Here is a 12,590-nt window from a genome sequence, read left to right on the forward strand (position 1 = left end):
TTCAGTATTTTCTGGGATTTAGACGACTTCGATCCATGTGTTCATGCCGGAAGCCGCATGGGCCAGCATGTGACAATGGAAAAGCCACTTTCCGGGATTGTCCGCGACGAACGCGATCTCGAGGGGTTGCTCTGGATAAGATAGGATCGTGTCTCTGAGCGGGCCAAGGCTGCCATCTGCCCGCACCTCGCGGAAATGCATCCCGTGCAGGTGCATCGCGTGCGCAAAGGCGGTACGGTTGATCAGGGTCACACGCGCCACGGCGCCTTGGTTCAGCGAAGCAAAGGGCGTTTCGGACATCCCAGCCTGACCCGACAGCGCCCAAAACTGGCCACGATCAATGAGCGCGCGGAAGTCGAGCGTTTCGCCTTGGTACATGGCGCTGTCCATGCCCGCCATCGCGCCGCCTTCCATGACCATCTCGAACTGCTGCGCGTCATTCAGGTCAGGCCGCGCAGTGTTCGGGTTGGCGGGCAAGGGGGCGGGCGCATCGGGACGACGCTCGGTGCTGCCCGAGACGGTCATCTCGACCAGCGCTTCCCAACCGTCGTTGTTCAGGGACATTAGTATGCCCGCTGGATCGTCCGGTGTCGCGGTCACGTCCACGATCAGGTCGACGCGCTGCGCAGGGGCGAGGATGATCTCGCTCGTGGCCGGTTCGGGCGCGTCCAAAGGCATACCGTCCAACGCAACGGTCCACCCCGCCATCCCTTGCAGGCGAAGGACGAAGATGCGGGCGTTGGCGGCGTTGATCAGGCGCAGCCGCAGGCGTTCTCCGGTGCGCGCGGTCAACGCATAGGCAAACTGCCCGTTTACCCCGATCAGATTTCCGGTCCGCCCGCCGTGGCTCATCATCATCGGATGGGCAAAGGGTTCGGAAAAGGCGCCCGTGTCTGGGTCCAGAAGCCAGTCATTCAGCATCAGAACCTCGTCGCGGTCCACGTCCGGCGGCGTAGACTCGTCGATGATCAAGGGGCCAGATAGGCCGCGTCCGACTTGCTCCATCGAGTTGGTGTGCGCGTGATACCAGTAGGTGCCTGCATCGGGCACCACAAAGTCGTAGTCATACCGTTCGCCCGGTGCGACAGGGTCCTGCGTGAGACCAGCAACCCCGTCCATCGCGTTATCGATACGAATGCCATGCCAGTGCACGCTGGTCGGGACGTCTAATTCGTTGACCAGCGTTTGCTGAACGCGGCCCCCTTGGGGGACACGGATCATGGGGCCGGGGATGGTCCCGTCATAGGACCAGACGTCGGTGGCTGGGTAACCTTCGGGGGCCAGCTGGACGGTCGCCTTGCGGGCCGTCAGCGTAGGCGTTTGCGCCGTGGCGGGCCGGATAAAGGACAGTCCGGCAACACCGCCGAGACCTGCGCAAAATGTTCTGCGGGTAAGCTTCATGCCGCGCCCCTAGTGAATGCCATTGGCGCGCTGAAGTTCACGCACGTAAGTGATAATCCCAGCAACATCGGCTTTTGTCAGCCCGTCTTGGGGTGGCATATTGCCGAACCGCCAGTGGTGTGCGCGCACGCCCTGTTGCACGGCCAGCACAAAGGACATGTCGCCGTGGTGGCTCGGTTCGTAGATCTTGTGCACCAAGGGCGGGCCAGCGGCCTTGTTTCCGGCCGCGTTGGTGCCGTGACACGCAGCGCAAATAGCATCAAAGGCGCGCTTGCCCATCTGCGCCTCGGCCGAGAGGGTTTCGGGCAGCGTCACCTCGACAATCGGGTTGCCCTGTGGTGGGGTGGCGGTCGCGGCCTCTTGGGCTTGCGTCTGGGTCAGGGACACATAGACCCCCGCAGCGATAAGGAGGGCGGCGCTCCCTAAGATCATCTTCTTGTTCATCAATGGTATCCTGTCGTCGCGCGACTTGGCGCTGATCCTGTCACACTGCCCGATCATGGGCAGTCGGCGAATAAGGTCAGGCGCGCGGACGCGGCGGCGGCAGGTCGATTTGCCTGTGCGCGCTCGCCAAGATGCAGGATGGCGGCATCGCGTGCCGAGGCATAGTGTTCCGAACGAAAGGCAGGGCCATGGGTTGCGTTAGCAGCACCGCACCCGCGCAAGACGCCATATGGGCGCAGTCGTGGGGACCCGTCGCGGCGTTTGACATGTCTGGACATTCAAGGCAGGGGGCGTGGCTGGTCAGTGTCATCTCGTCGGCCATGCCATGCGCCATGCTCGCGCCGGGTAGGGCGAACAAGGCCATAAAGCCAGCCAGCAAGAGTGCAATGATCAAACGCATTCGGGTTCCACATTCAGGTGTGCGGATGACATTGCAGCAAGCCGGACTGCGGGGTCAAGACGCACATCATCACGGGATCGGCACTTTAGCCGAACAGAGCCTTGCCGCCCATCCACAGAGCCATTGCCACCATCATCACATTTTCGGTCAGGGACACAAAGCCGAGCGGCACATTTGACGACCCGCCAACGCAGGCGCATTTCAACTCACGTTTGTCGATATAGACGGCTTTGAACACACTCACCGCCCCGATCGTCCCGATGACCAAGGCCACTGGAACCGACAGCCACGTCAGCGCGCCCGCCGTCATGAGGATACCGGCCAAAGCCTCGCCAAAGGGGTAGACTTTGCCATACCGAACCCAACGTCGTGCCAAGAGGTCATAGTTCAGGAACATGGTCGAAAAGCTCTCGATGTCCTGCAGTTTCTGGATCGCGAGGATGGCCATCGACAACGAGATAAACCACTCGACGGCCCGCATGGTGAGGAACGTGCCATACTGGTGCCATGACAGGCCCAACGCCAGCAGCGCAGCTACCGAAAAGATTGCGATCACAGGCTGATAGCTGGTGTCGCTCTGCTCTTCTTTCGGGGGATCAATATCGAAATGTACGCGCAGGTCGTCATAGCCGCCGATCCGCTCTCCGTTGATAAAGGTCTGCGGCGTCGTTTTGACCCCGTGCTTCTCCATAATCGCATCTGTTTCTTCGCGTGTCTCCAGATGATGATCGTCAACGGTGTAACCTTGGCGCTCGAGTAGATCCTTGGACTTCAGGCCATAGGGGCACACGTGCTCTGGCATCACCATGCGATAGAGCGTTGCGGTTTGAGTGTCTTTGGGCATCAGAAATCTCCTTTGCAGTCGCCTCCGCGGCGGGGGCAAGCGCAATCACACCGATAGAGCGTTTGAGGGAGAAACGACCTTCCTGCGCTGGAAGGTTCCATAAAACTTATGACGTGCGGGGTTTGAGCTTGGGCTGATCTGCGAAAAATCGAGCCATCGACAGGTGCCTGCGGTCAGCGTAGCCTTGGCATTACGGCCCGCACGCACAAACGGTCGCCGTGGCGGACACGACAAAGAGGAAGATCGCTGATGAAGACCCTTATAGCCGCAATGCTCCTTTTGCCCGTTGGGGCGATGGCCCAAACGCACGATCATTCCGGTCATAGCGCCGCGATGCAGCAGGCCATGCCGACCGAAGGCGGGCAAGGTGCCTTTGCCGCGCTGGCCGAGATTGTCGCCCTCCTGTCTGCCGATCCGCACACAGACTGGTCGCAGGTCGATATCGGTGCCCTGCGCCAGCACTTGCAGGACATGAACCAGCTCGTCTTGAACGTCAGCGTCGTCGAGGTGCCCGTACCAGGCGGTCTGCAAATGACAATCTCTCGCCAAAGTCCCGGTGCAGAGGCTGCGTGGCGCATGGTGCCTGCGCACGGCCCTGTGGTGGCCTCGGAAACCGGTTGGAACAGCATTGTGCAGGTGAACGACGATACGTTGATCTGGACCGTCAGCGCAGAAGGGGCCGAAGATCAAATACGTGGTTTAGGGTTCTTTGGGCTGATGGCCACAGGCAATCACCACCCCGCACATCACCTTGCGCTGGCCAAAGGGCAACCGATGCACTGAGCGCACCAAGCGGCGCGCATCTTCCTGCGATCAGGCGTTTATATGAGCGCGGATCGCCTCCATGAAGCCAAGCAGCGTGCTGGAATGCGGCACACCTTTGCGGGTCAGAACAGAGGCTCGGATTTCGCAGGCAGGCATAAAAGGCCGCGCAACAAGACCGCGCTGCAAATAGGGTTGGGCGGAGTAGGGGTCCACGACGGTCAATCCCATGCCGTCCGCCACCAAGGCCGCCGCTGTCTGACAATACCGCACCTCAATCTGCGGCTCATACGGCGCTGACCCCAGTGCGAACCCCTTGGCCACAAGACGCCCGAGTTGCGAAGCCTGATCGATCCCGACGATTTGCCGCCCCTTCAGGTCCTCTGCAGCTATTGTGCTCTGCTCGGCCAATGGATCGTCCTCGGGCAACAAAACAACCATCTGACTGCGCTGAACAATTTCGGAGTTCACTGTCTCTAGCTTTTCTGCGTTCAGGATGAGGCCAACATCCGCCTGTCCCGTCTCGATCGCCTCGAGCACGTTGGACAAGCGCCGCACATCATAAGAGACGGTCACGTTTGGACGGTCGGCCAAGAAAGCGCGTAGCGCTTTGGGACCGACCGAATACCCCAGAGGCGGGGTCGCAATGACGCGCAGTCGCCCCACACGGCCAGAGCGCATGTCCCGCGCCCGTGTCGAAAAGGACCGCAGCAGCCCGAAGAGCGGACGTATTTCTTCGAACAGATCGCGGGCCTCGGCGGTGGGCTGCAGGCGCCGTCCGGTGCGTTCAAACAGAGTGATGCCCAACTGGTTTTCGAGTTGGCGCAACCCTGCGGAAACAGCAGGCTGCGACACCCCGAGGAACTCTGCCGTTTCGACCGTTGTGGAGCATCGCATCATCGCGGCAAAGATCTCTAGGAGCCGCAAGGAGACATCAGGCATGTCTTCGATTTTTGCCATTCTTTACAGCCCTTTCACCGCTGGCTCAGCCAAGGACCGCGCCAAGCGCGATGCTCGCCGCAGCCATCACGGGATCAATCACCGCCAATCCGGTGTCGCGTTCTAATCGCGCGCGGATGGGTGCCATGCCCGCACACCCCAGAACGATCGCGCCCGCGCCCATGCGGCCAAGCTCTTCGGCCTTCTCTCGGACCAAGACATAAACGGCCTCGTCGCGACCCGAGGCCGCCGCGGACACGCCGGGTAAGGCCAGCTCGCCTGCCAGCCTTTCGGAAACACCCATTTGTCGCATCTTGCGCAGATGGCGCGGGATCGAGCGCTCGGAGAGGGCAATGATCCCAAAGCGGTCAGCACGTGCAAAAGCTGTCAGGATGCCCGCCTCCTGACAGCCAATCGCGATTTTAACGCCCTCAGCGCGTAAAAGGTCGAGACCCGGATCAGAAAAACACGCGGTGATGTAGGCAGACGCATCGGGCCGTGCACGGGCCGTTGCCAGAACCTCTAGCCCCGCGCGGGCGACATCTTCGTCACTGGCGATGGTTGCCGGGTTTTGCGGGATATCGACCACTTCGAAATGCGACCCCAGAGCGGCGACCGCATCCCGAATGCCATCCGTCACCTCGCCCGAACTGTTCGGGTTGATGATCAGGATCGGACTGCTCATCGCAGGATTGTCCCGAAATTTTGTGCCGGATCGAACTCTTTGGCGACGTAATCGGGCGTTCCACGCAGATCCACTGGCGCGCGGCCAAAGAACTGCCCCTGACCTTCGGTGGCTTTGAGTTCGTCATTTTCGACGATCACGCGGCCACGGTTCATCACCAGCTTGGGCACGCCGGTCAACTCCATTCCTTCAAACGGGGAATAGTCCATGTTGTCATGCTGGTCAGCGGCGCGGACGGTGCGGCACTCTTCTGGATCCCAGATGGCGATATCCGCGTCCATACCGGGGGCGATCCGGCCCTTGGTTGTGCAGCCAAATACCTTGGCGGTGTTGCTGGACGACAGAGCCACAAATTGCTCGGGAGTGATACGCCCCTTCACGACACCTTCGGAAAAAAGGTAGGGCAAGCGCGCCGCAATCCCCGGCATGCCGTTCGCAATTTTCGAGTAAGGCACGTCGACCCCATTCACGAATTTCCCCGTTTCGTCATAGCGATAGGGCGCGTGGTCCGAGTGAACGCCCACAAACGTGCCCATGCGAATATGCTTCCACAGTACCTCTTGGGTGGCTTCGTCCCGCAGTGGTGGCGAGCAGATGTACTTGGCACCCTCTGGTCCGGGGCGGTCCAGATCATTGCGGGTCAGCGCCAGATATTGCGGACAGGTCTCAGCATACAGCTTCGCTCCGTTCCATTGCTCGCGGCGGATAATCTCTGCCCCGCCCTCGGTCGAGACATGGACAACAAACAGCGGCGCATCCACGAGTTTGGCGAGTTGAACGGCGCGGTTGATCGCCTCTTCTTCGGCAAGTTCAGGGCGCGAGATCGCGTGGTATTTGGGATCAGTCAGGCCACGCGCCACCAGACGCTTGTTCATCCATTTGACCATGTCGTTATTCTCGGCATGGACCATGGTGATCGCGCCGTGTTCGCGCGCCACCGACAGGATGTCGAGCATGCCTCCATCCCCGAGGTTCATCAGGTCATAGGTCATGAAGACTTTGAACGAGGTGATTCCACGGGCAAAGGCGCGCGGAAGCTCTTCGGTCAGAACCTTTTCGGTCGGGTCCGAGATGATCAAATGGTAGGAATAGTCGATGACAGACCGCGCGCCACGGGCATCATAGGTTTTGATCACGTCATCGACGGACTGCCCGCGTTGTTGCGCCGCAAACGGGATAAAAGACGAATTGCCGCCAAACGCAGCCGAGATCGAGCCGGACAGATAGTCATCGGCGGTCATCACTCCCGAAGAGCTTTCCTGTGCGATATGGGCGTGGGTTTCGATCCCGCCCGGCATGACCAGCCGCCCGCCAGCGTCGATGCGTGTGTCGCCGCCATCGAGCCTCTCTGACACAGCGACGATGCGGCCATCCGCAATCCCGATGTCCCCCTGAAATTGGCCCTCTGCCGTGACGATCGTGCCGCCGTGAATTACCGTCTCAAAAGTCATTCAGACGGCTCCTTCACGCCGGTTTGCGACGCGATCAGGCCGTAATGTTCGATCCGGCGGTGCGCCTCGAAGTTGAAAATGGTCGACTTACCAAAGGCGCATTTGTCAAAGTCTGCTTCAGCCACGATCAGCTCGTCCCCTTCGCCTTCGGCGCGTGCAATCACGAAGCCATCGGGATCGACGATAATTGACCCTGCGAACATGTGGTTGCCGTCCTCCATTCCGCATTTGGCAACAGCCACGGCATAGGTTGCGTTCTGGTAGGCGCCCGCGCAGACCGACAGTTCGTGGTGGTACACACGGCGCTCGATGCCCTCTTCCTTGGACAGGTTGTTCTGAGAGGGGGTGTTGTAGCCGATGCTCACCAACTGCACGCCCTGCAGGCCCATCACGCGCCAGCTTTCGGGCCAACGGCGGTCATTGCAGATGGCCAGACCCATGATGGCGCCTTGGCTCCGCACCACGTTAAAGCCTGTGTCACCAGGCAGGAAATAGCGTTTCTCTAGGTGCTGGTGGCTGCGCTCGGCTTCAAATTCCGCGTGACCGGGCAAATGTGTTTTTCGGTACTTCAGCACGATTTCGCCCTCGGGCGAGACGAGGATCGAGGTGTTGAAATGCTCGCCTTCAGGTGTCAGCTCGCAATAGCCAAAGGAAAAGCCCATGCCGTATTCTTTGGCTTTGGCGAACAGAGGCGCGGTAGCCTCGTTCGGCATCTCGGTTTCAAACCAATGGTCAAACTCGGCGCGGTCCTCGACATAAAAGCGCGGAAAGAACGTGGTTAGAGTCATCTCTGGATACGTCAGGAATTCTACGCCCTGAGCGTGGGCCTGATCCATCAGCGCGAGCATCCGCGCGACAACCTCTTCGCGGGTTTCGTCCTTTTGAATGCCGCCGATTTGGGCACCCCCGATGATCATCTTGGTCATTGTGTAATCCCTTTCGATTATTTGACGGCCAGACCGCGCTGGTAGCGAGAGATGATCCGCACCAGCGGCCAGAGAACGGCCAGATAGAGAAGCGCCGCCAATACGAGAGGCGAGGCGTTATAAGTCACCGAGCGCGCCATGTTGGCCGAGTAGAGCAGTTCGGACAGGGACACGACGGATGCGAGCGAGGTCAGTTTGACCACCTCGACGGTGTTGGAGAGCAGGTCGGGCAGCACATTGCGGATCGCAGGGGGCAGCACGACGTGGATCATGGTTTGTGTGGGCGACAGGCCCGTGGCACGCGCGGCTTCGGTTTGGCCCTTGGGCACGGCGTTGATGCCAGCGCGAAACACCTCTGCGAAGTAAGCGGAGTTGTTCATAAAGAACGCAATCACAACCGCAGAGAAGGGCGCCAATTCCAGCCCCGCAAACGGCAGGCCCGAATAGACAAAGATCAGCAGAACCAGCGGCGGGATCGCGCGAAAGAGGTCGATGTAGATGACCGAACCCCAACGGAGCCACCCGCGCGGGCTAAGCGCCCGGAGCGCCAGCATCAACCCGCCAAACAGGCCGCATATGATCACCACTGCGCACAGCTTTAGCGTGGTCACGGCCCCTTTGAGCAGCAGGGGGAGCGCCTGCATCATGATGTTGATGTCAAAGAATGTGGCTAGAAACATATTCATAAAGCCGTCCTCACATCTTGTAGCTGAAGCGCCGTTCCACCCAGTGGGACGCGATGACGGCTGGAATGAAGATGATCATGTAGGCGATTGCAGCCATCGTCAGAGGCGTCGCGGAGCCGGAAAAGCTTTGCGCAGACGACGCGACAGAGAGGATCTCTTTGACTCCGATCACGGAACCCAAGGCAGTCAGCTTGGTGGTTGCGAGGATGCGATTTACCAGCGGAGGGATGCCCATGCGCACAGCCTGCGGTAGGGCGATGTAAATCAACGTCTGGAATTTGGAGTGGCCAGTGGCGCGGCCCGCTTCCCACTGGCCCGCGGGGACTGCAGTGAGTCCACCCCAAAAGATTTCTTCGGCAAAGGCAGTCAGGACCGAGGACAGCACCAACCAGATCACCACTTCGGCCGACAGGCTCAGCCCTACCGAAGGCATCCCGAAATAGAGGATCAGGATCAGAACCAACGGTGGCAATGCACGCATCACGTCCGCAAAGACGATGATACAGAAATTCACCGATTTGAGGTTGGCCGCGCGGATGCACGCCAGACCAGCCCCCAGCAAAACACCGGTTAGCACTGTTGCGACGGCCAGATAGATAGTCACCCACATAGCCGCAATGATATCGGGCAAGTACTGCCCAATGACGGCCGGGTTAAAGAAAGTCTCGAGGAACCGCATCAGGCTGCTGCAGTCCCTGATACGCGTGACAAAAAAGCCTTGAGCCGTTCGGATTTCGGATTTCCGAAGACCTCTTCTGGTGGGCCTTGTTCGACGACATAGCCGCCATCCATAAAGACAACCCGATCCGCAGCCTCGCGGGCAAAGGCCATCTCGTGGCTGACGACCAGCATGGTCATTCCTTTTTGGCGCAGATCCTTCATTACGTTGAGAACCGAGCCGACCAGTTCGGGGTCGAGCGCAGAGGTCGGCTCGTCAAACAGCATGACTTTGGGGTCGAGCGCGACAGCGCGCGCTATGGCCACACGCTGCTGCTGCCCACCAGACAGTTCCGAGGGACGTGCATCAGCCTTATGCTTCAGCCCAACCTGATCCAGCATATCCAGCGCGCGCGCTTCGGCCTCTGCCTTGGAGCGGCCAAGCGCTTTGACCTGTGCGAGCATTACGTTTTTCAGGACAGTCATGTGCGGGTAGAGGTGAAACCCTTGAAACACCATCCCGACCTTCAACCGCATCTTATCCAGATCGCGGCGCGGGATATCGGTGATGCGTGCGCCGTCAATCATGATCGCGCCGGATGTGGGTTCCTCGAGCCGATTGCAGCAGCGCAGCATAGTGGATTTGCCCGATCCCGAAGGCCCGATGACAAAAACCAGCTCTCCTTCGCGCACTTTGAGGTCAATATTCTTGAGAACTTCGGTCTGGCCGAAGCGTTTCTCGAGCGCATGGATTTCGAGCATAGCGCGGTGCTGTGACATGTGGGGGCCTCTTTGGTCTGATTGGCCGGAAGTCAGGGTCTGGTCCGTCAAAGCAAAGCTTTGGGGGAGGGGGCGACGGACCAGACCCATGGGCTGCCTGCGTGCCTTAGAACGCGCAGCTCACCTCGTGCTCGGTCGCGTCATAGCCCTCGAAATCCGGCGTGCCGTAGCCCGGGGTCGGCGTGACGATAGTTGTGCCTTCGCTCGGGGTGACACCGAACCACTTTTCAGACAGGGCGACCATCGTCCCATCGGTCTTGAGGCATTCAAGAACGCTGTCGATCAGATCGCGGGTCGGTGCGTCGTCCTTGCGGAACGGAAACGCCCAAACAAGGCCTGTTTCGTATTCGTAAGACAGGTCAATCGCTGGGTTCTTTTGCACGGCCCAAGCAGAGGTCGTCGCCCCGCCAAGGGATGCATCCGCACGGCCAGAGGTCACAGCCTGAATAGCGTCGGTGTTGGTGCCAAAGGAGACGACCTCCCAACCATATTCATCGGCACGGTCAGTCAAGAAGGACTCGTAGACCGATCCTTTGTTGACCGCGATGGTTTTCCCTTTGAACCCGTTCAGGTCCGTAACGTCCGCTGCTTCAGAGCCTTTGGGGACCACGAAGCGGAAGTTGGTGCCCATGAACCCTTCGCTAAAGAGCAGGTTTGCGGCACGCTCTTCGGTGACAGTGACAGGCGCCACGAGGAAGTCATAAGTGCCAGCCTGCAGGGCAGGTATCAGGCCCGAAAATTGCGCAGCGGTTACTTCGATCGGGGCGCCAAGCTTTTCGCTGATCGCGGCGGCAAGGTCGATGTTGAACCCTTCGACGTCGCCCGACATGGTCGGCATGGCGTGTGGGGCGAAAGTCCCGTCGAGGGCGGCTTTGTACCCTTCGGGCTTCACTTCGGCGGGGGCAGCCAAGGTTGCGGTGGCCAAACCGAAGAGGGCAACAGAGGCGAGGAGGGGAGTGCGGATCATAGGCTCAGTTCCTGTTGGGTTGGAGAGGAGGGGCGCTTGTTGAGGCACGCCCTTGAGCCCAAAACGCCAGTTTCCTGAGCGTCTGCCAATATAGATAAGGATTATTATACGAGTAGAAGTATATGCTTTAATTATACATTGGCGCAGGCCATGGATTTGGGCGTCCGTGGGTAAAATCCTCTAGGATACTGATTTCTTGAGTATTTTTAGAACGCGCAAAGACGGATTTCCGACAATCGTTTCCCCCGCGGTTCACGAAGCCACGCGATGGAGCCTCTTTACGCTTGCTGCCCGCCTGCGCAAATAAGAGGCAACTCTTGCTCCATTCCCGAAAGGAAAGCCTGATGAAGTCACTCTTTCACCTGGCCTTGCATGTCACTGACCTAGACGAGACCCGCCGCTTTTACGGTGATGTTTTGGGCTGCGAAGAAGGGCGGTCGACGGACACCTGGGTCGATTTCGACTTCTTTGGCCATCAGCTGTCGTTCCACTTGGGCACGCCGTTCGAGGTCACCCGCACCGGAAAAGTCGGCGACCACATGGTAATGATGCCGCATATGGGAGCGGTTCTGGCATTGGATGATTGGAAGGCTTTGGCGGATCGCTTGCAGGACAAAGGCGTCGAGTTCGACATCCCGCCTGTTATTCGCTTCGAAGGTGAGCCAGGCGAACAGCGCACGATGTTCTTCTTCGATCCCTCGGGCAATCCGATTGAGATCAAAGGCTTCGCGGACTTCGAAGGTCTGTTTGCAAAATGAGTGACACGCCCACATACGCTTTCGAGCCGCCCGCGATCCCCTCGCTTCCTATTGCCGGAGAAGAGGTGCGCTTTCCCATCCGGCGGATTTATTGCGTCGGCCGGAATTACGCCGACCATGCCAGAGAGATGGGCCACGACCCAAACCGTGAGCCGCCGTTTTTCTTTTCCAAGCCTGCTGACTCGGTCACCGAAGGCGGACAAGAGGTGCCCTATCCCCCGCAGACAGCGGACCTGCATTACGAGGGCGAGTTGGTGGTCTGTCTAGGTTCTGGTGGCCGCGATCTGGATCTGGAAGCAGCAGAGCGTACAATCTTTGGCTATGCCGTCGGAAACGATCTAACACGCCGTGACATGCAATCCGAAGCGAAATCGTTGAAACGTCCTTGGGATCTGTCCAAAGGCTTTGACGGCGGCGCGGTCATCGGGCCAGTGAAGCGGCACGAAGGTGTTCTGTCGAAGGGTGCGATCCAGAGCTACGTGAATGGTAAAACTCGGCAATCCGGCGACCTGAACCAAATGATCTGGAACATCCCCGAGGTGATTTCGGCGCTGTCCCACTCGATTGAGCTGCGCGCGGGCGATTTGATCATGACTGGGACCCCTGCAGGTGTGGGCAGTCTGGCCCAAGGGGATGTCGTAACGGTCGAGATCGAAGGTCTGGGAAGGATCGAGACGAAAATCGTCTAGACTATGGAAAGCCCCGAGTAGCCGCCGCGATCGGTAGGGCACGTCTTCATTAGACGACAGGAGTACAACTTAAATATTCTTTGCCAGAGCAAAACCGGCATACGCTGTAAGCGGCGGCCACGCCCCATTGTTTTTTTTGCTTTCGCGGTGTCGCGGAGGGTTGAAGCGGATGGCTGTCGGGAGCTCGTCAGGGACTACGAG

General features: G+C 59.3%; 15 protein-coding genes. 3 read left to right on the forward strand and 12 right to left on the reverse strand.

The features are described 5' to 3' along the window. Positions 1 to 18: 18 nt before the first annotated feature. The 4 genes from BM225_RS19240 to BM225_RS19255 form a co-directional block, all read right to left on the reverse strand. Positions 19 to 1,401, reverse strand: coding sequence for a multicopper oxidase family protein (locus BM225_RS19240; RefSeq protein ID WP_092465247.1), 1,383 nt, complete (start codon positions 1,399 to 1,401; stop codon positions 19 to 21). Positions 1,402 to 1,410: 9 nt separating this feature from the next. Then, positions 1,411 to 1,845, reverse strand: coding sequence for a c-type cytochrome (locus BM225_RS19245; protein ID WP_092465248.1), 435 nt, complete (start codon positions 1,843 to 1,845; stop codon positions 1,411 to 1,413). A gap of 76 nt (positions 1,846 to 1,921) precedes the next feature. Further along, positions 1,922 to 2,245, reverse strand: a complete 324-nt coding sequence (locus BM225_RS19250; RefSeq protein ID WP_092465249.1) for a hypothetical protein — start codon at positions 2,243 to 2,245, stop codon at positions 1,922 to 1,924. An 85-nt stretch (positions 2,246 to 2,330) separates the two neighbouring features. Then, on the reverse strand, positions 2,331 to 3,089 hold the full coding sequence (locus tag BM225_RS19255; RefSeq protein ID WP_177218662.1) for a glutaredoxin family protein: 759 nt from the start codon (positions 3,087 to 3,089) through the stop codon (positions 2,331 to 2,333). A 249-nt stretch (positions 3,090 to 3,338) separates the two neighbouring features. Here BM225_RS19255 and BM225_RS19260 point away from each other — a divergent pair, with 249 nt between their 5' ends. After that, positions 3,339 to 3,872, forward strand: a complete 534-nt coding sequence (locus tag BM225_RS19260) for a hypothetical protein (protein ID WP_092465250.1) — start codon at positions 3,339 to 3,341, stop codon at positions 3,870 to 3,872. Between the two features lie 30 nt (positions 3,873 to 3,902). Here BM225_RS19260 and BM225_RS19265 read toward each other — a convergent pair whose 3' ends face one another. The 8 genes from BM225_RS19265 to BM225_RS19300 all read right to left on the reverse strand — a co-directional run bounded on the left by BM225_RS19265 (position 3,903) and on the right by BM225_RS19300 (position 10,942). Continuing rightward, positions 3,903 to 4,811 (reverse strand): LysR family transcriptional regulator, encoded by a 909-nt coding sequence (locus BM225_RS19265; RefSeq protein WP_245780552.1) that lies wholly within the window; start codon positions 4,809 to 4,811, stop codon positions 3,903 to 3,905. Between the two features lie 25 nt (positions 4,812 to 4,836). Then, positions 4,837 to 5,475 (reverse strand): aspartate/glutamate racemase family protein, encoded by a 639-nt coding sequence (locus tag BM225_RS19270; protein WP_092465251.1) that lies wholly within the window; start codon positions 5,473 to 5,475, stop codon positions 4,837 to 4,839. Further along, positions 5,472 to 6,926, reverse strand: a complete 1,455-nt coding sequence (hydA, locus tag BM225_RS19275; protein WP_092465252.1) for a dihydropyrimidinase — start codon at positions 6,924 to 6,926, stop codon at positions 5,472 to 5,474. The genes BM225_RS19270 and hydA overlap by 4 nt, the downstream gene beginning before the upstream one ends. Beyond that, a complete protein-coding gene (locus BM225_RS19280) occupies positions 6,923 to 7,852 on the reverse strand; it encodes an N-carbamoyl-D-amino-acid hydrolase (RefSeq protein WP_092465253.1) in 930 nt (309 codons plus the stop codon). Before BM225_RS19280 ends, hydA begins: the two co-directional genes overlap by 4 nt. 17 nt (positions 7,853 to 7,869) lie before the next feature. Beyond that, the gene (locus tag BM225_RS19285) at positions 7,870 to 8,538 is read right to left on the reverse strand and encodes an amino acid ABC transporter permease (protein ID WP_092465254.1); all 669 of its coding nucleotides are present in this window, start codon (positions 8,536 to 8,538) and stop codon (positions 7,870 to 7,872) included. Between the two features lie 10 nt (positions 8,539 to 8,548). Further along, entirely contained in the window at positions 8,549 to 9,217 is a 669-nt protein-coding gene (locus BM225_RS19290; protein ID WP_092465255.1) for an amino acid ABC transporter permease, read from the reverse strand. Further along, positions 9,217 to 9,957, reverse strand: coding sequence for an amino acid ABC transporter ATP-binding protein (locus BM225_RS19295; protein ID WP_092465256.1), 741 nt, complete (start codon positions 9,955 to 9,957; stop codon positions 9,217 to 9,219). Before BM225_RS19295 ends, BM225_RS19290 begins: the two co-directional genes overlap by 1 nt. Positions 9,958 to 10,081: 124 nt before the next feature. Further along, positions 10,082 to 10,942, reverse strand: coding sequence for a transporter substrate-binding domain-containing protein (locus BM225_RS19300; RefSeq protein ID WP_092465257.1), 861 nt, complete (start codon positions 10,940 to 10,942; stop codon positions 10,082 to 10,084). Between the two features lie 344 nt (positions 10,943 to 11,286). Between BM225_RS19300 and BM225_RS19305 the strand changes: the two genes are divergently transcribed. Both BM225_RS19305 and BM225_RS19310 read left to right on the forward strand, forming a co-directional pair. Continuing rightward, complete coding sequence (locus BM225_RS19305) at positions 11,287 to 11,700, forward strand: VOC family protein (protein ID WP_092465258.1); 414 nt, start codon at positions 11,287 to 11,289, stop codon at positions 11,698 to 11,700. Beyond that, complete coding sequence (locus BM225_RS19310; protein ID WP_092465259.1) at positions 11,697 to 12,389, forward strand: fumarylacetoacetate hydrolase family protein; 693 nt, start codon at positions 11,697 to 11,699, stop codon at positions 12,387 to 12,389. The genes BM225_RS19305 and BM225_RS19310 overlap by 4 nt, the downstream gene beginning before the upstream one ends. Positions 12,390 to 12,590 lie beyond the last annotated feature (201 nt).

The sequence above is a fragment of the Donghicola eburneus genome (assembly GCF_900115865.1).
GTDB lineage: Bacteria > Pseudomonadota > Alphaproteobacteria > Rhodobacterales > Rhodobacteraceae > Donghicola > Donghicola eburneus.